The sequence below is a fragment of the Kribbella sp. NPDC104740 genome (assembly GCF_055583505.1).
Window position 1 is genome coordinate 383124 of sequence record NZ_JBVJNV010000007.1, and the last position, 22922, is coordinate 406045.

Annotated in this window: 20 protein-coding genes; 11 read left to right on the forward strand and 9 right to left on the reverse strand. The window is 69.9% G+C overall.

Annotation, left to right across the window (positions count from 1 at the left end):
• Positions 1-24 precede the first annotated feature (24 nt).
• The 4 genes from ACZ6Z4_RS32300 (at position 25) to ACZ6Z4_RS32315 (ending at position 2767) form a co-directional block, all read left to right on the forward strand.
• A complete protein-coding gene (locus ACZ6Z4_RS32300; protein WP_363664587.1) occupies positions 25-393 on the forward strand; it encodes a YciI family protein in 369 nt (122 codons plus the stop codon).
• A 130-nt stretch (positions 394-523) separates the two neighbouring features.
• Positions 524-1765, forward strand: coding sequence for an RNA polymerase sigma factor (locus tag ACZ6Z4_RS32305; protein WP_465573212.1), 1242 nt, complete (start codon positions 524-526; stop codon positions 1763-1765).
• Positions 1766-1772: 7 nt separating this feature from the next.
• Complete coding sequence (locus tag ACZ6Z4_RS32310; RefSeq protein WP_465573215.1) at positions 1773-2159, forward strand: DUF4870 domain-containing protein; 387 nt, start codon at positions 1773-1775, stop codon at positions 2157-2159.
• Positions 2156-2767, forward strand: coding sequence for a hypothetical protein (locus tag ACZ6Z4_RS32315; protein WP_465573219.1), 612 nt, complete (start codon positions 2156-2158; stop codon positions 2765-2767). The genes ACZ6Z4_RS32310 and ACZ6Z4_RS32315 overlap by 4 nt, the downstream gene beginning before the upstream one ends.
• Here ACZ6Z4_RS32315 and ACZ6Z4_RS32320 read toward each other — a convergent pair whose 3' ends face one another.
• Positions 2768-3793 carry an NUDIX hydrolase gene (locus ACZ6Z4_RS32320; protein WP_465573223.1) on the reverse strand — a complete coding sequence of 342 codons (1026 nt, stop codon included), beginning with the start codon at positions 3791-3793 and terminating at the stop codon, positions 2768-2770.
• Positions 3794-3847: 54 nt separating this feature from the next.
• On the opposite strand from ACZ6Z4_RS32320, the gene ACZ6Z4_RS32325 reads away from it, so the two are divergent.
• The 5 genes from ACZ6Z4_RS32325 (at position 3848) to ACZ6Z4_RS32345 (ending at position 10546) form a co-directional block, all read left to right on the forward strand.
• A complete protein-coding gene (locus ACZ6Z4_RS32325) occupies positions 3848-5131 on the forward strand; it encodes a hypothetical protein (protein WP_465573227.1) in 1284 nt (427 codons plus the stop codon).
• Positions 5132-5183: 52 nt separating this feature from the next.
• Positions 5184-6470: a hypothetical protein gene (locus tag ACZ6Z4_RS32330; RefSeq protein ID WP_465573230.1), complete on the forward strand. Its 1287-nt coding sequence runs from the start codon at positions 5184-5186 to the stop codon at positions 6468-6470.
• Positions 6471-6485: 15 nt separating this feature from the next.
• On the forward strand, positions 6486-7766 hold the full coding sequence (locus tag ACZ6Z4_RS32335; RefSeq protein ID WP_465573233.1) for a hypothetical protein: 1281 nt from the start codon (positions 6486-6488) through the stop codon (positions 7764-7766).
• Positions 7767-7821: 55 nt separating this feature from the next.
• Positions 7822-9129 (forward strand): hypothetical protein, encoded by a 1308-nt coding sequence (locus ACZ6Z4_RS32340; protein WP_465573236.1) that lies wholly within the window; start codon positions 7822-7824, stop codon positions 9127-9129.
• A gap of 124 nt (positions 9130-9253) precedes the next feature.
• On the forward strand, positions 9254-10546 hold the full coding sequence (locus tag ACZ6Z4_RS32345; protein WP_465573239.1) for a hypothetical protein: 1293 nt from the start codon (positions 9254-9256) through the stop codon (positions 10544-10546).
• Here ACZ6Z4_RS32345 and glgB read toward each other — a convergent pair.
• The 8 genes from glgB to arfA form a co-directional block, all read right to left on the reverse strand.
• Positions 10543-12864, reverse strand: a complete 2322-nt coding sequence (gene glgB / locus ACZ6Z4_RS32350) for a 1,4-alpha-glucan branching protein GlgB (RefSeq protein ID WP_465573241.1) — start codon at positions 12862-12864, stop codon at positions 10543-10545. The two genes, ACZ6Z4_RS32345 and glgB, sit on opposite strands and share 4 nt — an antisense overlap.
• Positions 12865-12937: 73 nt before the next feature.
• Positions 12938-14596, reverse strand: coding sequence for an AfsR/SARP family transcriptional regulator (locus ACZ6Z4_RS32355; RefSeq protein WP_465573244.1), 1659 nt, complete (start codon positions 14594-14596; stop codon positions 12938-12940).
• A gap of 36 nt (positions 14597-14632) precedes the next feature.
• The gene (locus ACZ6Z4_RS32360) at positions 14633-16063 is read right to left on the reverse strand and encodes a maltokinase N-terminal cap-like domain-containing protein (protein ID WP_465573246.1); all 1431 of its coding nucleotides are present in this window, start codon (positions 16061-16063) and stop codon (positions 14633-14635) included.
• On the reverse strand, positions 16060-17784 hold the full coding sequence (gene treS, locus ACZ6Z4_RS32365; protein ID WP_465573251.1) for a maltose alpha-D-glucosyltransferase: 1725 nt from the start codon (positions 17782-17784) through the stop codon (positions 16060-16062). The genes ACZ6Z4_RS32360 and treS overlap by 4 nt, the downstream gene beginning before the upstream one ends.
• Positions 17785-18129: 345 nt before the next feature.
• Entirely contained in the window at positions 18130-18486 is a 357-nt protein-coding gene (locus tag ACZ6Z4_RS32370; protein WP_465573253.1) for a type II toxin-antitoxin system HicA family toxin, read from the reverse strand.
• Positions 18486-18695, reverse strand: coding sequence for a hypothetical protein (locus ACZ6Z4_RS32375; RefSeq protein WP_465573257.1), 210 nt, complete (start codon positions 18693-18695; stop codon positions 18486-18488). The genes ACZ6Z4_RS32370 and ACZ6Z4_RS32375 overlap by 1 nt, the downstream gene beginning before the upstream one ends.
• Before the next feature lie 56 nt (positions 18696-18751).
• A complete protein-coding gene (locus tag ACZ6Z4_RS32380; RefSeq protein WP_465573260.1) occupies positions 18752-19306 on the reverse strand; it encodes a sunset domain-containing protein in 555 nt (184 codons plus the stop codon).
• A 104-nt stretch (positions 19307-19410) separates the two neighbouring features.
• The gene (gene arfA / locus ACZ6Z4_RS32385) at positions 19411-20391 is read right to left on the reverse strand and encodes a channel-forming protein ArfA/OmpATb (RefSeq protein WP_465573263.1); all 981 of its coding nucleotides are present in this window, start codon (positions 20389-20391) and stop codon (positions 19411-19413) included.
• A gap of 244 nt (positions 20392-20635) precedes the next feature.
• Here arfA and ACZ6Z4_RS32390 point away from each other — a divergent pair, with 244 nt between their 5' ends.
• Entirely contained in the window at positions 20636-21907 is a 1272-nt protein-coding gene (locus tag ACZ6Z4_RS32390) for a glycoside hydrolase family 18 protein (protein WP_465573268.1), read from the forward strand.
• 343 nt (positions 21908-22250) lie between these two features.
• Positions 22251-22796 carry a winged helix-turn-helix domain-containing protein gene (locus ACZ6Z4_RS32395; RefSeq protein ID WP_465573271.1) on the forward strand — a complete coding sequence of 182 codons (546 nt, stop codon included), beginning with the start codon at positions 22251-22253 and terminating at the stop codon, positions 22794-22796.
• Positions 22797-22922: the final 126 nt, after the last annotated feature.

Sequence of the window (22922 nt, forward strand, 5' to 3'; positions counted from 1 at the left end):
AAGCCCTAGACGAGGGAGCCCGTGATGGCGCAGTACATGTTCATGCTCTTCGACTCCGAGGAGTGGTACGACCAGGTGACGCCCGAGGAGTGGCAGAGCCAGATGAAGCTGCACAACGAGTTCGCCGCGGCGGTCGAGGCGGCCGGTGCGTCGATCGTCGGCGGTGCCGCGCTGCTGCCGTCGTCGACGGCGAGCACGGTGAAGAAGGGGGAGGGGGAGCCGCTCGTCACCGACGGGCCGTTCATCGAGACCAAGGAGGCGCTCGGCGGGTTCTACCTGGTCGACGCCAAGGACCTGGACCAGGCGCTCGCGCTGGCCAAGCTGGTCCCGTCGGGCAACATCGAGGTGCGTCCGGTGATGGACACCTCGGACGGCGCCGAGCCGCCGGCGTAGTTCGGTGGGTGGGGTCTCCGGGAGGAGACCCCACCAGCCGGGGCGGGAGCGGGAGCGAGGCCGGGAGAGCGGGAGCGGGCCGGGGGGAGCGGCAGCGAGACGGCGTACGGCGTACGGGAGGAGGTCGAGCGTGGGAGCAAGTGCTCGGGTGGTCGCCGAGCGGGTCGAGGCAGCGCACCGGGAGTGCTGGTCGGTGGTGCTGGCCTCGACCGTGCGTGTCACCCGGGACCTCGATCTCGCCGAGGACTGCGCCCAGGAAGCGTTCCTCCGGGCGCTCAGGACCTGGCCCGAGCAGATCCCCGACAACCCGGCCGGCTGGCTCACCACCGTCAGCAAGCGCCTCGCCCTCGACAAGCTGCGCCGCGAGACGACGCTCAGGCGCAAGCTCCCGCTGCTCATCGAGGAGCCCGGCGAACAACCGACCGACCCGCTCCGGCTGGTCTTCACCTGCTGCCACCCAGCCCTGGCCCGCGACTCGCAGGTCGCGCTGACGCTCCGCCTGATCTGCGGACTGACGACGAGAGAGGTCGCCGCCGGCCTCCTGATCAGCGAGGCGACAGCAGCAGCGCGCATCACCCGCGCCAAGAAGAAGATCGCCGCCGCAGGCATCCCGTACCGCATCCCCGCCGACGACGAGCTCGCGAGCCGTCTGGACGTCGTACTGACCGTCGTGCAACTGGTCTACACCGCCGGCCACGTCGCAGCCGGGCCGGAGTTGACGCGCGCCGATCTCACCGGCCGGGCGATCGAGCTGGCGCAGCTACTCGTGCGCTTGATGCCGGACGAGCCCGAGCCGGAGGCACTGCTCGCGCTGCTGCTCATGACCCAGGCCCGCGGTGACGCGCGGGTGAGCGAGGACGGCGAGCTGGTCCTGCTCGCCGATCAGGACCGCTCGCGCTGGGACATCAAGATGCTGGCCGAGGGCGTCAGCCGCGCGACCGCAGCGCTCAGACAACGAGCGCGACCGGGCAGATTCGCCTTGCAGGCGGCGGTTGCCGGCCTGCACGTGACGGCGGCGAGCTGGGAGCGGACCGACTGGGTGCAGGTCGTACGGATGTACGACGCGATGCTGGTCGACTGGCCGTCGCCGATCGTCGCGCTCAACCGCGCGGCGGCGCAGAGCCTGGTCCCGGGCGCCGACCTGGCCGAGGTGCTCGGCGAGTTGGATGCCCTGGGCAAGGAATCGGCGCTGAAGGCGTACGCCTACCTGCCCGCGACCCGCGCGGACGTGCTGGCCCGCCTGGGCCGCCGCGAGGAGGCGGTCACGGCGTACGACGCGGCGATCGCCCTGACCGCGAACGGTGCCGAGCAACGCTTCCTGCTCCGGAAGAAGTCCGCACTGTCGTTGCCGCGCCCACAGCCCGGTGCTTGACTGGGGTATGAGCTATTCGCAGGGGCAGGGCGTGCCGCTGTCGCCGTCGGAGGAGAAGACGTGGAGCATGCTCGCCCACGTCGGCGTGTTCATCGCGGCCTGGTTCGCGATGGGGTTCCTCTGCCCGCTGGTGATCTGGCTGATCTTCCGGTACCGCTCGGAAGTGGTCCGCCGGCACGCGGTCGAGTCGCTGAACTTCCAGCTGTCGCTGCTGATCTACGGCGTCGTCGCCGGGATCCTGATCCTGATCACCTTCGGCCTCGGCGTTCTGATAGTGCTCCCGATCGTCGCGATCGGCGCGGTCGCGGCCGTGGTCGTGATCATCCGCGCCACGATGGCCGCCTCGGACGGCCGTGACTACCGCTACCCCCTCAGCCTGCGCATGGTGAAGTGAAGCGCGCGTTCACCGGCCGGTCGGTCGCGGCCGGTCTGCTCGGCGTACTGGCGACGCTCGCCGTCGTACTGCTGCTGATCGTCACCAGCGACCAGGATCGCGACCACCTGTTCGTCGACCTGCTGCCGCCGCTGGCGATCTTCCTGGCGCTGTGCACGTTCGTGCTGGGCATCGTGGTGACCGGTGACACCCGCTGGACGGGCCTGCGGACGTACCTCGGCGAGCTGGCCACGGCCGGCCTGGTCGCGCTCGCCGTGACGGTCCCGGTGGTGGCCGGCACGTTCGCGCTCGGCGGGCTGCTGCCCGAGGACGACGGCATCGTCCCCAGCACGGACCAGTACCTGTGGGGAGACGTCCAGCTCCTCGCCTTCTGGACGATCGTCATCGCCGTACTGACCGCCTGGCTCGGCGTCGCGACCACGCTGCTGCTCGAGAAGGGCCTGATCGCGCTCCTGCTCGGCGGGCTCGTCGTCGGTGTCGGCAGCCCGATCCTCGGCTACGACAAGGAAGCGGTCGGGGTCGGCGCCTTCCTCCTGGTCATCGCCGCGATCATCCTGCTCCCCGCGGCGGCCGTGGTCACCCGCCGACGGGCGATGCTCGACCGCTGATCAGTACGCCGAACCGTCGCGCAGGTTGTGCAGCCGGTCCGGCTCCGCCAGCAGCACCGGCAGCCGCCGCGCGTTGAGCGGCGACACCAGCCCGGCCAGCTCCTCGGCGGCGTACCAGTCCAGCCCGAGGATCTCGAAACCGTCAGGCTGCAGCGAGGAAATCAGCGACGCATCGACCACCCCGCCGTCGTACAGGATCTCGATCGCGTCGCCCCAGCCCTCCCAGCGCGGCAGCCAGTCGATCGCGAGCACCCCGTGCACCGGCAGCGCGGTCCCGAGCTCCTCCTCCATCTCGCGCCGGGCGCCGGTCAGCGGGTCCTCGTCCGGCTCGATGACGCCGCCGGGCAGCTCGAGGTCCTTCTTGTAGCTCACCTTGCACAACAGCACGCGCCCAGCCGGATCCCGGACGACGACGTGCGCGATCACCCGCTTCTTCGGCAGCACCGAGTCCATCAGCGCGGTCCAGCCCGACAGCGTGTCCGCCCGCGGGTCGTCGCGGCGCAGCCCGTAGACAGCCAGATCCCGCCGCTCACCCTGCAGTACGCCGCCGCCGCGCAGCAGCCCCTCGCGCCGGAAACCGGAGCGGATCGCGACCCGCGCCGCGGCCCGGTTCTCCGGGTCGACCTGCACCTGCAGCCGGTCCAGCCCGAGCTCGCCGAACGCGTAGACCACCAGCACCCGGACCGCGCGGCGCGCGACCTGCCGCCCGCGGTACGGCTTGTACGTCGTCCAGGTGACCGCGCCGACCCCCGGCGAGACCCGCCGGACCTCGACGGTGCCGACCGGGCCACGCTCACCCGCGAGCTCGACCACGAAGCTGACCACCGACCGGTCGTCGGCGTACGCCCGGCGGGACGCCTCGACGGCGTCGGCCAGATCGGACCGCGGCGGCGTCCCGGCGAGGTCGAACCAGCGGACCATCTGGTCGTCGGCCAGGCCGTGCGCGACGTCGATGTCCTCCTCGCGCCACGGCCGCAGCGTCAGGTCCCCGTCGGTCAGCGTCGGTTGCGGCGGCACACCAGTCACGTCCGGAACGGTACCCGACGCAACTTCATCGGCATCCGATGCATCGAGCTGTACGTGAACAGAACCCTCCCCACCGCTGCCGTCCTGCTCGCGGCCTCCTGGATGCTCCCCACGACAGCTTCCGCCGCGGCACCGATCAGCGACGTGAAGATCGCCTGGTCCGACGCCACCCACACCAAGGTCCGGATCACCTGGACCGAATCCACCCCGGTCGCCAACACCGTCGACCTGGCGACCTGGATCGACAACCCGATCGGCACGACGACCGCGGCCCAGCCCGACGAGGTCCTGGTGCCGGTCGACCGCTTCCCGCAGACGAATGCCGACGGCAAGCACTACGTCACCGTCAGCGGCCCGGGTGGTGTCACGGCGCGATCGGTCGACTTCGACGCCTACGTCTACGCGCCTCAGCGGGCGGCGCTGAGCTTCCCGTCGTACGACCGCCTGGCGTGGTCCGTACCGGGCGACACCAGCGTCGACGGTACGCCGAACGACCCGCTCGACCTGCCCCCGAACTACACCTACCGGGTCGAGACGCGTTTCGACGACCCGGAGCACTACGACGCGGAGTGCACGCCGCTCCCGACCACGACCAGCCCGGTCCCGAACGGTGTGCTCGCCCGGCCGAGCACACCGATCTCGCTCTCGATCCACGCCCAGAACGAGTGGGGTTCCTCGACGAACGGCACCTGGGACCTGATCGACCTCACCAGCGGCGTCACGATCGCGGCGCCCGCCACCTCGCCGCTGGGCGGAACCACCACCCTGGCCGGACAGGTGAAGGTCAGCGGCCTGGACGTGAGCGGGCACCCGCCGAGCTGCACGGCGTACGAGAACGCGGCGGCGCTCACGCCCGTCATCGTCCATCAGCGCACGTCACCGACGGCGCCGTGGACCGTGGTCGGCAGCACCAGGACCGACAACACCGGTAGGTACTCGGCGACCTTCCGGAACCCCGGGCACCGTGAGTACCGCGTGGTCGTTGCCGGTCAGGCCGTCGCCGGCCACACTCTGTTCGGCGGCGACAGCGCCACCAAGGCGGTCCGCGCCACGACGCGGGTGGTGTCGGCGAAGTTCATCCAGCCGGTCGTCGACCTCGGCACCCAGCCGCAGGCGTACCTGTGGGTCGACCCGGCGGGTTCGCAGCAGGCGGCGCTGCAGTTCAAGAACGCTTCGGGTGCGTGGCAGGGGCTGACGTACAAGACCCTGTACGCCGGCCGCGGGCTGGTCGCCTTCCCGTGGAACAAGCGCGGCGCGACCCAGTTCCGCTGGTGGGTCCCGGCGACGGCGACCGCCGACGCGACGTACAGCGGGATCTTCACGCTCACCGTGCGCTGAACCTTTCGGCCGGGTCACGCATCGTGCTTGGTGAGACCACCCTGGGGGACAGATGCTGAAACGAACGCTCGGCCTGGCGCTGCTGCTGGCCGCACCCGTCGCCGTCCCCGTCCCGGCGTACGCCGCCGGGACGGGGATCGGGCCGGTCACGATCGCCTGGTCCGACGCCACGCACACCAAGGTCCGGATCACCTGGACCGAGACGACCGCGATGGCCAACACCGTCTCGATCGAGACCGCTGAGCTGGGGAGGACGACCGCCGCGCAGCCCAACCAGCTGGTCCTGAACGCCGTCGACTTTCCCAAAACCTCGGCCGGGCAGAGTCTGCACGTCACGGTCACCGGAACCGACGGCACCGAAGCGGTCTCGGTCGCATTCGACACCTACGTTTATCCCGGCCGTGGGATCGAGATGTCGTTCCCGGCGTACGACCAGCTGCGGTGGACGCTGCGGCCCGACACCAGCGTCGACACCACGCCGAACGATCCGCTGGACCTGCCGGACCGGTACAGCTACGTGGTCAGCCGGGCGATCGACCCGGCACCCGAGGTGTGGAGCTCGACCTGCACCGAGACCTCGACCGCGGACAGCGCGGAGCCGACCGGTGTGATCTCGAAGCCCGGCGCGCCGTTCGAGCTGAGGGTCAGGCCGAAGAACGAGTGGGGGACGTGGCAGTTCGACTACGCCTCGCGAGCCGTCAACGTCGTCCCCGACCTTCAGGTGACCGCTCCGGCCGCGACGCCGTACGGCGGAACGACCACGCTGACCGGGCACGTCGACGAGCACGGGATGTTCATCGAGTGGATGCCGCAGACCTGTGACTCGCGCCGCTGGCCCCTCGCACAGACCGCCCTCCTCGTCCACCAGCGCACGTCCCCGACCGCGCCCTGGACGGTCGTCGGGACGACCCGGACCGGCAACGACGGCAACTACGTCGCGACCTTCCGCAACCCGGGCCCGCGGGAGTACCGCGTGGTGGCGGTCAGCGGCCCGGACCCCGGGAAGCAGTCGATGTTCGGCGCCGACAGTTTCATCCAGTCCGTCGGCTCCACCACGCGCGTCGTCTCGGCCGAGTTCGTCAACCCGGTGGTTGCCCTGGGCACCCAGCCGCAGGCTTACCTCTGGGTCGATCCGGCCGGCTCGCAGAAGGCGGCGCTGCAGTTCAAGAACGCGTCGGGCGCCTGGCAGGGCGTCAGCTACAAGACCTTGTACGCCGGTCGCGGGCTGATCGCCTTCCCGTGGAACAAGCGCGGTGTCACCCAGTTCCGCTGGGTGGTGCCGGCCTCCGGGCCGATCGCGGGGACTGCCAGCAGCACCTTCACCCTCACCGTCCGCTGAACCAGGGGATCACCGATGCTGAAACGAACGCTGGCTCTCACCCTGCTGCTCTCGATGCAGGCCTTACCCGCGCCCGCGGCGCCGGCCGCGGTCGGGCCGGTCACGATCGCCTGGGCCGACGCGCAGCACGACACCATCAAGATCACGTGGACCGAGACCACGCCCGCCGCGAACACGCTGACGCTGACCAACGGCAGCGGCGGGAACGTCTTCGGGACGACCACGGCCGCACAGCCGAACGAGTATCTGGTCAGGTCGGACAGCATCTTCAACAGCACCGACCCGAACGACAAGGTCTGGATCGAGGTCGCGGACGCCTCCGGCGCGAAGGGCCGGTCGGTGGACTTCGACCGGTTCAACTACGGCGGGGGATCGGTGCGGCTCGCCTTCACCGCCGACGGCAGGCTGCAGTGGACGATGGCGCCCGACACGAGTGTCGACGGTACGCCGAACGATCCGCTCGACCTGCCGAAGGCCTACACCTACGCGCCGCGTCAGCGGGTCGACAACGACCCGGTCGGCACCTACGACTGCGAGGACACCGAGCTGCCGAGGTCCAGCGCCCCGACCGGAACGGCGCCGAACCCGGGCCAGGCGTACGACCTGTTCCTCGACGTCGTCAACGAGTGGGGCAAGGCGTCGTACAGCTACGTGCCGGTCGGGTACACCAAGTCCATCTCGATCGGAGGTCCGGCCGCGACGCCGTTCGGCGGGACCACCACGCTCACCGGGCTGATGACCGGGTCCTACCTGTACGAGTCGGGCCATCCGCCGGCCTGTGAAGAGGTCACCGAGCCGGTCTTGAACCAGCCCGTGGTGATCCAGCAACGCACGGCACCGACCGCGCCGTGGACCACGGTCGGTACGACCAGGACCGGCAACGACGGCAAGTACACCGCCGTCGTGAAGAACCCCGGTCACCGCGAGTATCGGGTGATCCGGCTCGACACGATCCAGGCCGACTCGGCGGCCTACGGCCTGGTCGGTGGCAGCGAGTCCGTCCGCGCGACCACCCGCGTGGTGTCGGCGAAGTTCATCCAGTCGACCGTCAACCTCGGCACCCAACCGCAGGCCTACCTCTGGGTCGATCCGGCCGGCACGCAGAAGGCGGCGCTGCAGTTCAAGAACGCGTCCGGCGCCTGGCAGGGCGTCTCGTACAACACCTTGTACGCCGGCCGAGGCATCCTCGCCTTCCCCTGGAACAAGCGCGGCACGACCCAGTTCCGCTGGTGGGTTCCCGCGACGCCGGCCGCCGACGCGACGTACAGCGGGACGTTCTCGCTCACCGTGCGGTGAGCCGCAACTTTCCGTCCCGGGCGTGCATCGTGCCTGGTACAGAGAGAGGACGAGCATGCTGAAGAGATCGATCGCGCTCGCCGGGGCGGCGGTGCTGGTCACCGGGCTGGGCGGGCAGGTGGCGTCGGCCGCGCCGGTGCGGGCCGCCGCGGTCACGAACGTGCAGGTCGCCTGGGTGAACTCCGAGCACACGAATCTCAGGATCACCTGGAACGAGTCGGCGCCGGCGGCCAACACGATCGTGCTGCGTACCGATGCCAACGAAGGTGGCAACGAGTTCGGGCACACCACGGCGGCGCAGCCGAACGAATACATCGTCGACTCGGCGGACCTGGGGGTCAGCGGCGACCCGAACGACAAGGTGTTCATCGAGGTCAGCGACGGCTCCGGGACGAGCGGCCGGACGGACTACTTCGACCGGTTCAACTACGGCGGCCGCCCGACCACGACGTCGTTCGAGGCCAACGGGTCGCTGCGCTGGACAGCCGGGCCGGACACCTCGATCGACGGTACGCCGGGCGACCCGCTCGATCTGCCGAAGGTCTACAGCTACGCGCCGCAGCGGCGGGAGTACACCGACGACCCGAGCATCCCGGGCTGCGACGCGGTCAACCTGCCGCAGACCACCACCCCGACCGGCACGGTGCCGAACCCGGGCCACGTCTACAACCTGTGGATGATCGTCGACAACGAGTGGGGCGCCCAGCAGGGACCGTTCATCAACGTCGGCGCCACCAAGACCATCACAATGACCGGCCCGGCCGCGACGAAGGTCGGCGAGAAGACCACGCTGACCGGCGTCCTGACCGGCGCGACCCTGTTCGAGTCCGGCCGCCCGCCGAGCTGCAACGAGGACCCGCTGCCGCTGTCGAACCAGACCGTGGTCATCCAGCAGCGCACCTCGGCGACCGCCGCGTGGACCACCGCCGGCTCGACCAGGACCGACGCCCAGGGCAAGTACACCGCCGTCCTGACCAACCCGGGCCACCGCGAGTACCGGGTGATCCGCCTGAACACCACCGACGGCAACATCGCCTGGTACGGCGGCACCGGCGACAGCAAGTCGGTCCGGGCCACCACCCGCGTGGTCTCGGCGAAGTTCATCAACCCGGTGATCAACCTGGGCACCCAGCCCCAGGCGTACCTCTGGGTCGACCCCGCGGGCACCCAGAAGGCGGCGCTGCAGTTCAAGAACGCGTCCGGCGCCTGGCAGGGCGTCTCGTACAAGACCTTGTACGCCGGCCGAGGCATCCTCGCCTTCCCCTGGAACAAGCGCGGCGCCACCCAGTTCCGCTGGTGGATCCCCGCCACGGCGACTGCCGACGCCACCTACAGCGGAGTGTTCACACTCACCGTCCGCTGACCCGAAAGCGTTGCAGGCGGTGCCCTCAATCCCCCGGCCCCGCCTGCAACTTCGTGCAATCGCAGGCAACTTGTCGGTGCCAGGCGGCATCCTTCTCCTCGAGACCAACGAGTGAGGAGCACGGATGGCGAAGAGGGGAATCGCTCTGGCCGCGGCCGGAGTCGCGGTCCTGGCCGGGTGGAGCGCACCGGCGTACGCCGCGGGTGAGATCGGCGCGGTGTCCTTGGGGTGGGACGGCGGCAAGGTCAAGGTGACCTGGACCGAGGCGGCGCCGGTCGCCAACACGATCAGGCTGAGCACCGGGAAGGAGCTCGGGACGACGCCCGCCGACGGCGCGAACGAGCTGCTCGTCGACCGCGCCGCGCTCGGGTCCAGCGCCGACGCCGCGGACTCGGTGACGATCGTCGTGTCCGGCGACGCCGGCGCCTCGGCGGCGTCACCGGCCTTCGACCGGTACCTGCCGCAGCCCGCCGAGGTCGCGACGACCTTGGTCGACCCGGACGAGTCCCTCCGATGGAGCGTCCCGGCGCCGGCCGCCGACCAGACGCCCGGCGACCCGCTCGACGTCGCCGCCGGTACGACGTACGCCGCGACGGAGTACGGGCCGAACGGCGGCAGCGGCTGCGCCGCGACGACCCTGCCGAACTCGACGCCGACGAGTGGCGTGGTCGCCCGGCCGAGCAGGTCATACGTGCTCACGGTGGCCGCCACGAACGAGTGGGGAACGGTGCCCTTCGAGCAGCGAGCGGTCGCGCGGATCGCGATGAGCGAGGTCGTGGTCAGCGCCAGCTCGCCGACCAGCTTCGTGTACGGGCAGCCGGATCTCCTGTCGGCCGGCTACGGCCTCGGAGTCCTCAGCGGTGAACCGACCGGCTGCGCCACGTTCACCGAGTGGGGTGGCGGCGGTGTCGGCCCGCTGACGCTCGAAGCCCGCGACAACCCGACCGCTCCGTGGACGGTCGAGAAGGTCCTGCAGCCGGACGGCGCAGGCAAGTACCGCCTGAACGTGCCGAACGCGGGCGCCCGCGAGTACCGAGCCGTCCGCGGCACCGTCGTCCGGCCGGACGGACAGATCGTCTACGGCGCCACCTCAGCGGCGAAGCCGGTCCGCTCGATCACCCGCGTCGTGGACGCCAAGTTCATCACCCCGGTGATCCCGCTCGGCACCCAGCCGCAGGCCTACCTCCGCGTCGACCCGGAGGGCACTCAGCAAGCCGCCCTCCAGTGGAAGAACGCCAGCGGCGTCTGGCAGGGCATCTCGTACAAGACCCTCGCCTCCGGCCGCGGCCTTCTCACCTTCCCCTTCAACCGCCGGGGCACCGCCGAGTTCCGCTGGTGGGTGCCGGGCTCGACACTCACCAACGGACGCACGGTCGAAGCGACGTACAGCCAGGTGTTCACCCTGACCGTGAACTAACCCTCGTGCCGGAACCACACGGCGGCCAGCGGCGGGACCGAGACCTCCGCGCTGCTGGCCATGCCGTGCCAGGGGGTGCCGTTGGCGGTGACGCCGCCGAAGTTGCCGACACCGGAGCCGCCGTAGGTGGCGGCGTCGGTGTTGAGGATCTCCTCCCACTGGCCCTCGTACGGCAGGCCGAGGCGGTAGCCGTGGTGGGGGACGGCGGAGAAGTTGACCACGCAGGCGACGGTGGCCTCGTCGTCACCGCCGAAGCGGACGAACGAGAAGGTGTTGTTACCGGCGTCGTTCGCGTCGATCCAGCTGAACCGCTCGGGGACGTGGTCGTTGGCCCAGAGCGCCTTCAGGTCCTTGTACGACGTGTTCAGGTCCTTCACCAGCTGCCGCAGGCCCTGGTGGTCGGCGTGGTCGAGGAGCCACCAGTCGAGCTCGCCCTTCTCCGACCACTCCGACTCCTGGCCGAACTCGCCGCCCATGAACAGCAGCTGCTTGCCGGGGTGCGCCCACATCATCGCCAGGTACGCGCGCAGGTTCGCCAGCTGCTGCCAGCGGTCGCCGGGCATCTTGCGCAGCAGTGAACCCTTGCCGTGCACGACCTCGTCGTGCGACAGCGGGAGCACGAAGTTCTCCGAGTAGGCGTACATCATCGAGAACGTCAGCTCGTGGTGGTGGTACTGGCGGTGGATCGGCTCGTGCTCCAGGTAGCGCAGCGAGTCGTTCATCCAGCCCATGTTCCACTTGAACCCGAAACCGAGGCCGCCCAGATGCGTCGCCCGGGTGACCCCGGGCCACGACGTCGACTCCTCGGCGACCGTGATCACGCCGGGGACGCGCTTGTAGAGCGTCGCGTTCATCTCCTGCAGGAACGAGACGGCCTCCAGGTTCTCGCGGCCGCCGTACTGGTTCGGGACCCACTGGCCCTCTTGCCGCGAGTAGTCCAGGTAGAGCATCGAGGCGACCGCGTCGACGCGCAGGCCGTCGATGTGGAACTCCTCGGCCCAGTAGAGCGCGTTCGCGACCAGGAAGTTGCGCACCTGCGGGCGGCCGAAGTCGAAGACCAGCGTGCCCCAGTCGGGCTGCTCGCCGCGGCGCGGGTCCGGGTGCTCGTACAGGGGCGTCCCGTCGAAGCGGGCCAGCGCCCAGGCGTCCTTCGGGAAGTGCGCCGGCACCCAGTCGACCAGGACGCCGATCCCGGCCTGGTGCAGCGCGTCGACCAGGAAGCGGAAGTCGTCGGGGTCGCCGAAGCGCGACGTCGGCGCGAAGTACGACGTGACCTGGTAGCCCCAGGAGCCGCCGAACGGGTGCTCCATCACCGGCATGAACTCGACGTGGGTGAAACCCATCTCGTTGACATAGGCAACGAGTTCGTCGGCCAGCTCCCGGTACGACCGGCCCTTGCGCCAGGAGCCGAGGTGCACCTCGTAGACGCTCATCGGCTCGGCGTACGCCTGCGCCTTCGCGCGCCGGTCGAGCCAGTCGGCGTCCTTCCACTCGTACGTCGTCTCGTGCACGACCGACGCGTTGGCCGGCGGGACCTCGGCCAGGTTCGCCATCGGGTCGGCCTTCTGCCGCCAGACGCCGTCGCGGCCGCAGATGTCGAACTTGTACCGGGTGCCCGGGCCGACGCCCGGGACGAACAGCTCCCAGACGCCGCTCGACCCCATCGTGCGCATCGGGTGCGCGCGGCCGTCCCAGAAGTTGAAGTCGGCGGTCAGCCGGATGCCCTGCGCGTTCGGCGCCCAGACCGCGAACGACGTCCCGGTCACGGTGCCACCCGGGCCGTCGTACCGGCGGACGTGCGCGCCGAGCACCGACCAGAGCTGCTCGTGCCGGCCTTCGCCGATCAGGTGCAGGTCCATCTCGCCGAGCGAGGGAAGGTAGCGGTACGGGTCGTCGACCTCGAGCGCGGGGCCGTCGGTGTAGGCGACCTCGAGCCGGTAGTCGGGCACCTTCTCGACGTCCAGCACGCCGACCCAGACACCCTCGAACTCGTGCTCCAGCTCGACCCGCTGGTCCTCGAACAGCGCGGTCACCGTCGCCGCGAACGGACGCAGCACGCGCAGCGTCACCGAGCCGTCGCCCAGGTGCGGACCGAGCACCTGGTGCGGGTCGTGGTACGTCCCGGAGACCAGTCGCTCGAGCACCGTCCGGTCGACGTCGACACGCTGCGTACCGTTCGGCGCTGCCGCCGCGGGCACGACCTGCCCGGAAGTGGTCGGAACCGCCTGTTCCTCAGGCTTTCCGACCGGTTCGGTCATCGCCTCCGACAGCGGCGTCCGCACCTCGGCATCGTGCTCGTCGCGCTCGTTCGATCCCATGCACCCAATCCTGCCCGATGGACTCTTCGATTCCCGCATCCCGTACCCGTCCGTCGGGGACGTACACAAAGTCCTAGCGTGACGGCAGGTGGTCGCGGACGGCGCCGGGCATCCGGAACCGGCGTCCACCGACGGCTTCGACCAGCAGCAGGTTCCGGTCGGCGAGCTCGGTGAGCGCTGGTGCGACGTCGCGCGGGTCGGCGGCGGCCTGCTCGGCCGCTTCGAGCGTGAACCCGTCGGGGAAGGACGCGACCAGGTGCAGGACCTCCCGTTCCACGGTGTCCAGCAGCTGCAACGACCGGTCCAGTACGGCGTGCAGCCCGCTGTGCTCACGCATGGACGCCGCGACCTCGGCGACCGGGACCGTGCGGGTCAGGCCGGCCGCCAGCTCGATGCCGAGCGGCATGCCGCCGGCCGCCGTACAGATCGTTGCGACCAGGTGCGGATCGGCCTGCTGGGCGTCGGCGGCGCAGCGCTCGGTGAACAAGCGCGCCGCGGCGAAGGCATCGAGCGGTTCCAGTTCCTGGACCTCTTCCTCGTCCAGCCGCAGCGGTTCGCGGGAGGTGACGAGGACGGTGAGCGTGGTGCGGGCGAGCAGCCCGGAGACCGCTTTGGCGACCGGCTCCAGGAGATGCTCCGCGTCGTCCAGGACGAGCACGTGGTCATCGAGCCCGTCGGCCAGCGGGTCGAGCTCGGCCGAGGTGATCGCGCGGAGGGGGACGAGGCGGACCGGACGACCGGTCGCGGCCACGGCCCGGACCGCCTCGAAGGCCAGCCGCGACTTGCCGCTGCCGGGGGAGCCGGTGAGCGTGACCAGGCCGGGGCGGCCGAGCCGGCGGATCAGGTCGGCCAGCGTCGCCTGGCGACCGACGAAGGTTGTCATGGGCAACGGAAGCCAGTCGGGTGCCTCCGGCGGTGGGGGAGTGTCGGACTCGCCACGGCCGCTGAGCTCACCCAGGTCCGAGTCGCTCTCGGGGAGCAGCAGGCCGGGATCCTGCCGCAGCAGGCGCAGTTCCATCTCGCTGGTGCCGGACGCCGGGTCCACACCCAGCTCGCTCGCCAGCCGGCCACGGAGTTGCGCCAGCCGGGCGAGCGCGTCGGCCTGGCGTCCCGTCCGGTAGAGCGCCAGCGCGAGCAAGCACCACAAGCGCTCGTGCAGCGGATGCTCAGCCGCCAGCGACTCCAGTTCGCGGCCGGCTTCGGTCGCGCCACCCAGCGCCAGGTCGGCCTCCAGCCGCTCGACCTGCAGGTCCAGCCGCCAGCTGTCGAGCTGCTCCGCCTCGGTCGCGGCGTACGGGACCGTCCGCAGGTCGGCCAGCGAAGCGCCGCGCCACAGCCCGAGCACCTCCCGCCCGAGCGCGCTGACCGCCGCGTGATCACCGGCGCGCGTCGCGGCGTACAGGTTCTTGGCCAGCGACCGCGCAGCGGTCAGGTCAGTCATCTCGGCCGACAACGCGTACCCGTTGGACGCTCGCGTCAGCACATCCGGCGTACCAAGAGCAGCCCGCAACCGCGAAGCGAGCACCCGCAGCCGCTCGGTCGGACGCGCCAGATCGACGTCGCCCCACAGGTCGACAGCGAGCCGCTGATCAGGAACCGGCAGCCCACCGGCCAGCGCCAGCCGAACGAGCAGCGCTCGTTCGAGCGGCCGGTCGACGGCGAGCGCGACACCGTTCAGCCGCACGGCGAGAGGCCCGAGAACCAGGACCTCCAGCTGCGGCTGAGACGGCATAGGGAGAAGTATGACAAAACTCCTCCCGCAACGACCTCAGTCGTGGTCGGCGGACTCCGTCGTGCTCAACTGAGCGGCAGCGGCCAACGGGATCGGCAGCCAGGTCGGGCGGTTGCGCGCCTCGTACATCGTCTCGTAGATCACCTTGTCGGCCAGGAACGCGCTCAGCAGCACACCCTGGTCGCGCGGATCCGTACCGGCGACCTCGGCGTAGCCGTCGCAGAAGGCGCGGCGGTTCCGGTTCGCCCACTCGGCGGCCCGGTACGCGATCTGCTGGTCGCCCTGGTGGTCGGCCAGCAGCGAACGCGCCGCGTAGTCGAAGGAGCGCAGCATCCCGGCGATGTCCTTGATCGGGGTGTCCAGCGCGCGCCGCTCGATCAGCGACTTGGCCGGCTCGCCCTCGAAGTCGATCAGCTTCCAGCCGTCGATCGTGCGCAGCACCTGACCCAGGTGGAAGTCACCGTGGATCCGCTGCACCGGAACCGGCTCGCCGATCTCCGCGAGCGCGGTGAACGCGCGGCCGAGGCCCTCGGCGTACGGCTGGAGCTCCGGGATCGCCGCGGCGGCCTTGTCCAACCGGCGCTGCATCGCGGCGGCGTGCTCGACCATCTGCTCCGGCGCCCAGACGTCGGCGCCGAGCGCCTTGGCCAGCTCCGAGTGCACCTCGGCGGTCGCGGCGCCGAGCCGGTGCGACTCCCCGGCGAAGTCGCCGCCGACCTCCTCGGCGTGCAGGTCGGCCTCGGCGTACAGGTCCCGGACCGACGTCGTCGCGTACGACCAGCCGTCGGTCGAGTTCTTCTCGAACGCCGTCATCATCGCCAGGTCGCCGGAATCCGTGCCGCCGCCGGCGCGCGGCCACGAGCCACGCGCCGACCCGAGCACCTCGGGCACCAGCTCGGAGCCCGCCTCGGTGAGCGCCGACTCGATCTCGACCCCGGGATTGCTCCCGGGCTCGAGCCGGCGGAACACCTTCAGCAGGGCGGTGTCGCCGAAGACCAGCGACGTGTTGCTCTGCTCGACCGTCAGCACCAGCGACTGGGCGTCGTCCGGTACGACGAGCGTGCGCTCCGGTGCGTGCACCGGGTGGAACTCCAGACCGCTCAGCTGCCGCCCGTGGGTGAGGGCGTCCAGCCAGTACGGCGTGGCCTCCTTGTCGTGCAGGGCGTCGTACACCCAGACCCGGGTGTCGCCCAGGTCGGGCTCGGACCAGTCGCCGATCAGCGCGTGGCCGAGGTTGTCGACCGGTGCGGTGCGGTAGCTGAGCGGCAACTGGTACACCCGGATGGCGTTCTCCGCCCCGGGCGGGCCCGCACAGTAGACGAACCCGATCCGGACCGCGGGCCAGACGCCGTCCTCCGACAGCCACGCGCTGGTGGCCATCGCTTCGACGTCGACGTCATGTCCTTTCTCACCGAACCATCGCTGGTGGGTGCAGAAGGACTGGACCTGGTCCAGATGGGAAGTCACGAAGAGCTCTCCTCACGATCGGCCGACTTGTTCACCGGCAGCCGGAACCAGTAGAAGCCGTGCGCGCCGAGGGTGAGCAGGTACGGCAGCTCACCGATGGTCGGGAAGTGCACGCCGCCGAGCAGCTCCACCGGCTCGACGCCTTGGTACTGCCGCAGGTCCAGCTCGATCGGCTGCGGGAACCGCGACAGGTTGTTCACGCACAGGACGACGTCGTCGCCGAACTCCCGGATGTACGAGAGCACGCTCGGGTTCGAACCGCCCAGATCCGTGAAGGTACCCATGCCGAAACACGGGTGCTGCTTGCGGGTCTGGATCATCCGCCGGGTCCAGTGCAGCAGCGACGAGGCGTTCTCCATCTCGGCCTCGACGTTGACCGCCTGGTACCCGTAGACCGGGTCCATGATCACCGGCAGGCTGAGCTTGCCCGGGGTCGCGGTCGAGAACGACGCGTTGCGGTCCGGGGACCACTGCATCGGGGTCCGGACGCCGTCGCGGTCGCCGAGCCAGATGTTGTCGCCCATGCCGATCTCGTCGCCGTAGTACAGGATCGGCGACCCGGGCAGGGACAGCAGCATCGCGGTGAACAGCTCCATCCGGTTCACGTCGTTGTCGAGCAACGGCGCGAGCCTTCTCCGGATGCCGATGTTGGCCTTCATCCGCGGGTCCTGGGCGTACTCGCCCCACATGTAGTCGCGCTCCTCGTCGCTGACCATCTCGAGCGTGAGCTCGTCGTGGTTGCGCAGGAAGATGCCCCACTGACAGGTGTCGGGGATCTGCGGGGTCTGGGCCAGGATCTCCGAGATCGGGAACCGCGACTCGCGGCGCACCCCCATGAAGATCCGCGGCATCACCGGGAAGTGGAAGGCCATCTGGCACTCGTCGCCGCCACCCTCGCGGTCGCCGAAGTAGTCGACCACGTCGGCCGGCCACTGGTTGGCCTCGCAGAGCAGGACGCGGTCGGTGTAGTTCGCGTCCACCTCCTTGCGGACCCGCTTGAGGAACTCGTGCGTCCGCGGGAGGTTCTCGCAGTTGGTGCCCTCCTCCTCGAACAGGTACGGCACCGCGTCCAGCCGGAAGCCGTCGATGCCGAGGTCGAGCCAGAACTTCAGCGCCTCGATCATCGCGTCCCCGACGGCCGGGTTCTCGAAGTTGAGGTCGGGCTGGCTGGAGTAGAACCGGTGCCAGAAGTACTGCTGGCGGACCGGGTCCCAGGTCCAGTTCGAGGTCTCGGAGTCGACGAAGATGATCCGGGCGTCCGAGTAGGCCTCGTCGTTGTCGGACCAGACGTAGAAGTCGCCGTACGGGCCGTCGGGATCGGTGCGCGACGCCTGGAACCAGGGGTGCTGGTCCGAGGTGTGGTTCATCACGAAGTCGACGATGACGCGCATGCCACGGGCGTGGCAGGCGTCCATGAACGCGGCGAAGTCGGCGATCGTGCCGACCTCGGGCATCACGTTGGTGTAGTCGGAGATGTCGTAGCCGCCGTCACGCAGAGGTGAGGGGTAGAACGGCGGTAACCACAGACAGTCCACGCCGAGCCACTCGAGATAGTCGAGTTTCTCGGTCAGGCCTTGCAGGTCGCCGATTCCGTCGGCGTTCGAGTCCTTGAATGACCGCACGAGGACTTCGTAGAAGACGGCCCGCTTGAACCACAGCGGGTCACTCTTCGTCAGTCCGTGGTGCTGCTCCGGCAGCATGTCGGTCACGCTCACCTCCATCGGGTGTATCCCCTCGGTCCAAACCTAGCGGTACTTTCGCGTGTCGTCGCCGGACGATTCCGGCGACGCGCGGGTGGACGGTCCGGCGGGTTCCGTTTCCCGTACCCGCACGCGGGCATCTCAAAAGGAAGCAGGGACCGAAGCGTCCTGGGGTGGGGTGGATCGACGCCCCCGGGCCGGGCCCGCAGCGGCGTCGAAGTCAGTGTGACGCCGGTTTGCCAGTACAAGCAAATAGGGGCCGGATCCCCCTATTTCACGCCCGATTCGTTACCGGAACCGCGTTGCTTCGGCGCTTCTCGCGCGTTAGTTCTGTCCGCTTCGCGAGGACGCCGTACGCCGTTCGGATCAGTCGCCGCGGCCCCGGCCGCGACCACGGCCGCCGCCCCGGCCCGGCGCGGGTTTGCTGCTCTGCGCGGACTTGGTCCCCCGGCTGCCGGGCGGCGGGTTGCCCTCCTGGAGCAGCTCCATCGGCTCGCGGCCGCGCCGTTTGTCGAACAGCTCCTCGGGCGTCAGCCCGATCTCGCTCAGGATTCGCCGCATCACGCCCTTGGAGACGTCGGCGCCGTTGTGGTTCGGAACGGTGACGGACTTGCTGCCCTTGGTGAAGATGACGTGGCTGCCGTTCTGGCGGGCCTCGCGGTAACCGATCCGCTCCAGTGCTTGTTTGACCTCGCGGAACTTCTTCGCGGGGACGGCGCCCATCAGTCGGTGCTGATCGTCACGACCAGCTGCTCCGGCGCGCCGACTTCCTCGGCGAGCAGGGCGAGCGCGTCCTTGAGATCCTCGATCGCGGCCTCCCGCGTCGGTCCCTGGCCGTGGGCGAACGCGTCCGGGTTCAGGGCCGCGGTGGCCGCCCAGACACCGTCCTCGTCCTGCTCGGCCTTGAACGGGACATGAATCTCGCGCTGCATCGATCCTCCTGGCTCGCGGTCCGCGGTCGTCGCGTCGATGCTAGCCGCGGGCGGGCTCAGGCGCCGGGGGACTTGCGGGGCTTGCGGACGTACTTGGTGAAGCCGGCCTGCTCGGCGTCGGCCTCGGTGCGGAACCAGACCTCGGGCTTGGTGCGGCCGTAGTACGGGGAGTCGGGGGTGTGGAAGAGCATCGACTGGGCGTTGCCCTTGATGGTGAATCCGTCCGGCGGGCTCTGGTGCTCGACGGCGTCGGCGGAGCCGGGGCCGTACCGGCCCGGTACGACGGCGCGGCCGGAGCCGTCGAAGAGGGTGGGCTGAGTGGTCTCGGCCGGATCCATGCGCTGGGAGAAGGCCTCCGGCGGGCTCGCCTTCTGCGGGCTCGCCTTCGGCGTCGGTGAAGGGCTTGCCTTGGGCGTCGGCGGAGGGCTCGTCTGCTCTTCGGTGCGCTCGAGCGGAGCGCCGGCGGTGACCAGGACCTTCTCTTCACGCTCTGCTGCCGGCGCAGGTACTTCGGCCGGCTCCCGGCTCTTCAGCAGGAACCACGTGATCACCGCCCCCAGCGCGAACGCCAGCAGCTCCCACGGCCAGTTGCTGCGCGCCAGATCGCTCATCGCTGCGTGCTCCGGTGCAGCAGGTAGGCAGCGGCGCTGCCCAGGACGAAGGCGGCCAGCAGCAGCACCCACAGCTGCGCGTACAGCGAACTCATCGACAACCCCTACGGGACTCGGATCTCCACCCGGCGGTTCGCGATCCGCCCGGCCGAGGTTTTGTTGGACGCGACCGGCTCGGACTCGCCGTACCCGCGGCTGATGATCCGCGCGGCCGGTACGCCGCGGCGGACCAGCTCGGCCTTCACCGCGTCGGCGCGCTGCTGCGACAGCGGCAGGCTGGTCGCCGGGTCGCCGAGGTTGTCGGTGTGACCGGCCACCTCGACCCGGGCGGTGCCGCAGCTCTTCAGCAGCGCGGCGACCCGCGCGACCGATCCCCGCGACCGCTCGTTCACGATCGCCGTCCCGGACAGGAACACGATCTTGTGCTGACCGGTCAGCTGCGCCAGCCGGGTCTCGAAGGTCTGGCACGCCTCGCTCACCGGCGGCTTCACCGCCGACGGCACCCGGAGCTCGTTCGCGACGACCGCGCCCGGTACGGCCTTGGCCGCGGCCCGCGCCGCCGTCGCCTTCGTCGCCTGGTCGGTGACGTCACCGGTCAGCGTGATCGTCGTCCCGTCGTACCCGACCTTGGTCTCGCCGACCGACGACTGCAGGGCCCGCAGTACGCCGAACAGCCCGGCCGGATCGAGCGCGCCCGCCGCGGGATCGACCCCCAGCTCCCCGCTGACGACCCGGCCCTCGGCGAGCAGCGACTCGGCCTGCTCCAGGATCGTGGTCTTCGCGGCCTCGTCGCGGACGACGGCGTCGAGCACGACACCGCGGTCGTTCCAGACGATCGCGAACGGCGCGACCTCGGCCTCGGTCGGCGCGGCGGTCGGCGTCGGTGCGGTCGTCGGCGTCGTGGTCGGCGCAGTGGTCGTGGCCGGGGGAGTGGTGGCCGGCGGTTCCGCCGTACCGGTCTCGTCGGCCGTCGCGTTGCTCAGACCGTCGCCCTTGAAGGCGACCAGAACCGCCGTCAGCAGCAGCGGGACGACGAGGAGGGCAAGCAGCCAGATCCGAGCGGGTCGCCGCGGTGATCCAGGCACGTGTTCCTCCGTCGATACGGTCCTTGACCGTGCGCGAGGAGATTACTCCGTGAAGCGGTTCGGATGCACGCCGGACCAGCCTCTGATCACGCCGCTTTCGCGGCGGCGTCCGGCGTGGGTCGCCAGTTGGTTACCGAACGGTTCGGTGATCACGTGCACATTTTATTTTCGGTTTCTTCTTTTCTTAACCCGCTGTGCTGAGTAGGGTGCGCACAGTGCCTCTCCCGCCCCCCTGGAGGAACACATGAGGATCCGAACCCTGCCCACTGTCGTCGCCGCGCTCGCACTGCTCGGCACCGGAGTGGTTCCCGCCGCGGTCGCGGCGACCCCGTCCGACGACGGCGCCCAGCCGCTGCCGACCCGCGTGGTCGAGCAGCAGGACCGCGGCGACGCGGTCAACGCCGGCAAGCGCGTCGTCGGCTACTTCACCGAGTGGGGTGTCTACGACCGCAACTACCACGTCAAGAACATCAAGACGAGCGGGTCGGCGGCCAAGCTGACCAACATCGTCTACGCCTTCGGCAACACCACCGGCGGGCGCTGCACGATGGGCGACTCGTACGCGGCGTACGACAAGGCCTACGACGCCGCCGGGTCGGTCGACGGCGTCGCCGACACCTGGGACGCCGGCGCGCTGCGCGGCAACTTCAACCAGCTGCGCAAGCTGAAGAAGGAGTTCCCGAACATCAAGGTGGTCTGGTCGTTCGGCGGCTGGACCTGGTCCGGCGGCTTCACCGAGGCCGCCAAGAACCCGACCGCGTTCGCGAACTCCTGCTACAGCCTGGTCGAGGACCCGCGCTGGGCCGACGTGTTCGACGGCATCGACATCGACTGGGAGTACCCGAACGCCTGCGGCCTGAGCTGCGACACCTCCGGGCCGAACGCGTTCAACAACGTGATCAGCGCGCTGCGCACCCGGTTCGGCTCGTCGGCGCTGGTCACCGCGGCGATCACCGCCGACGGCACCAACGGCGGCAAGATCGACGCCACCAACTACGCGGCGGCGGCCGGCAAGCTCGACTGGATCATGCCGATGACCTACGACTACTTCGGGGCGTTCGCGGCCCAGGGCCCGACGGCGCCGCACTCGCCGCTCACGTCGTACAACGGCATCCCGACCGCCGGCTTCCACAGCGACGCCGCGATCCAGAAGCTCAAGTCGAAGGGCATCCCCGCGTCGAAGCTGCTGCTCGGCATCGGCTTCTACGGCCGCGGCTGGACCGGCGTCACCCAGGCCGCTCCCGGCGGTCGCGCGACCGGCGCGGCACCCGGCAAGTACGAGGCCGGCATCGAGGACTACAAGCTGATCTCGACCCGCTGCCCGTCCACCGGCACCGTCGGCGGTACGGCGTACGCGTTCTGCAACGGGCAGTGGTGGGGCTACGACACCCCCGCGACGATCCGCAGCAAGATGTCCTACGCGAACCAGCAGGGCCTCGGCGGCGCGTTCTTCTGGGAGCTGTCCGGCGACACCAGCAACGGCACGCTGATCACCGCCGTGAAGACCATCGGCTGATCCGGCAGCCCTTCCCCGCGTCCGGTCCTTCTGCCCCGTCCGGCAGAGGGTCCGGACGCCTCCACGTCCCCCGACTCCCGGCTCCGCGTCTGGCGGCGCAGCCGGGCGTACGCCGTACTGCGGGCGTTCGCAGTACGGCGTACCGGTGTGGGCGGATCCGGCGTACCGGTGTGGCCGGATGCGGCGTACCGGTGTGGCCGGAGAGGGGTTTCGGCCCTGGCCGGTCTCGGCCAGGTCGCATTTGTGCCACGCGCTCCCGCAGGGTTTCCCTTGACTTCACCCTCGCGGTTGAGCGTACTTGTCCCTGCGCCTGTCCCGGCAAACGTTTGAGCGGAGGGGCTCCATGGAGACTGTGCCGGACTCGTCGTTGATCATCGGCGTCGCCACGACCAGTGCCGAACGCGTCCAGCTCGCGCGCCTGCTGAGCGGCGCCGAAGCCCTGCTCCTGGTCTCCAGCGCCGACCAGGCCCGAGCCTTCCTCGACCTCACCACCACCCCGCCGACCAACCCCGTCGTACTCACCCCAGGCGTCCTCCCACCGGACCCCGACGTTGAGACTCCTGCCCAGATCGAGGCAGCCGACAACGTCATCGCCCTACCAGCAGCCCTACGCCTCGACGAAGACCGCCGAGTGGTCCGCTGGAAGGACCGGGAAGTCCCTCTGACGCGCCTCGAACACGACTTCCTCCACTGCCTCGTCCAGAAACCGGGGCAGGTCTGGACCTACCAACACCTCCACCACGCCGTCTGGGGCAACGAACACCTGGGCCACGGGTCGCATATCCACTCAGTCGTCAAACGCCTCCGCCAAAAGCTCGCCCACTTGGGGGCAACGGTGACTATTCACGCGGTGCGGGGTGTTGGCTTCCACCTGCTCCCAGCGGCCTGAGACACCAAAAGCAAAGACGAAGAGCAAGTACAAAGACGAAGAGCAAGTACAAAGACGAAGAGCAAGTACAAAGACGAAGAGCAAGTACAAAGACGAAGAGCAAGTACAAAGACGAAGAGCAAGTAC

What these genes read in the sequence shown, in the direction of transcription:
- ACZ6Z4_RS32300 (WP_363664587.1), top strand. Translation starts at nt 25, where the DNA reads ATGGCGCAGTACATGTTCATGCTCTTCGACTCCGAGGAGTGGTACGAC.
- ACZ6Z4_RS32310 (WP_465573215.1), top strand. Translation starts at nt 1,773, where the DNA reads ATGAGCTATTCGCAGGGGCAGGGCGTGCCGCTGTCGCCGTCGGAGGAG.
- ACZ6Z4_RS32330 (WP_465573230.1), top strand. Translation starts at nt 5,184, where the DNA reads ATGCTGAAACGAACGCTCGGCCTGGCGCTGCTGCTGGCCGCACCCGTC.
- ACZ6Z4_RS32335 (WP_465573233.1), top strand. Translation starts at nt 6,486, where the DNA reads ATGCTGAAACGAACGCTGGCTCTCACCCTGCTGCTCTCGATGCAGGCC.
- ACZ6Z4_RS32340 (WP_465573236.1), top strand. Translation starts at nt 7,822, where the DNA reads ATGCTGAAGAGATCGATCGCGCTCGCCGGGGCGGCGGTGCTGGTCACC.
- ACZ6Z4_RS32345 (WP_465573239.1), top strand. Translation starts at nt 9,254, where the DNA reads ATGGCGAAGAGGGGAATCGCTCTGGCCGCGGCCGGAGTCGCGGTCCTG.
- glgB (WP_465573241.1), bottom strand. Translation starts at nt 12,864, where the DNA reads ATGGGATCGAACGAGCGCGACGAGCACGATGCCGAGGTGCGGACGCCG.
- ACZ6Z4_RS32355 (WP_465573244.1), bottom strand. Translation starts at nt 14,596, where the DNA reads ATGCCGTCTCAGCCGCAGCTGGAGGTCCTGGTTCTCGGGCCTCTCGCC.
- treS (WP_465573251.1), bottom strand. Translation starts at nt 17,784, where the DNA reads ATGGAGGTGAGCGTGACCGACATGCTGCCGGAGCAGCACCACGGACTG.
- ACZ6Z4_RS32370 (WP_465573253.1), bottom strand. Translation starts at nt 18,486, where the DNA reads ATGGGCGCCGTCCCCGCGAAGAAGTTCCGCGAGGTCAAACAAGCACTG.
- ACZ6Z4_RS32375 (WP_465573257.1), bottom strand. Translation starts at nt 18,695, where the DNA reads ATGCAGCGCGAGATTCATGTCCCGTTCAAGGCCGAGCAGGACGAGGAC.
- ACZ6Z4_RS32380 (WP_465573260.1), bottom strand. Translation starts at nt 19,306, where the DNA reads ATGAGCGATCTGGCGCGCAGCAACTGGCCGTGGGAGCTGCTGGCGTTC.
- ACZ6Z4_RS32390 (WP_465573268.1), top strand. Translation starts at nt 20,636, where the DNA reads ATGAGGATCCGAACCCTGCCCACTGTCGTCGCCGCGCTCGCACTGCTC.
- ACZ6Z4_RS32395 (WP_465573271.1), top strand. Translation starts at nt 22,251, where the DNA reads ATGGAGACTGTGCCGGACTCGTCGTTGATCATCGGCGTCGCCACGACC.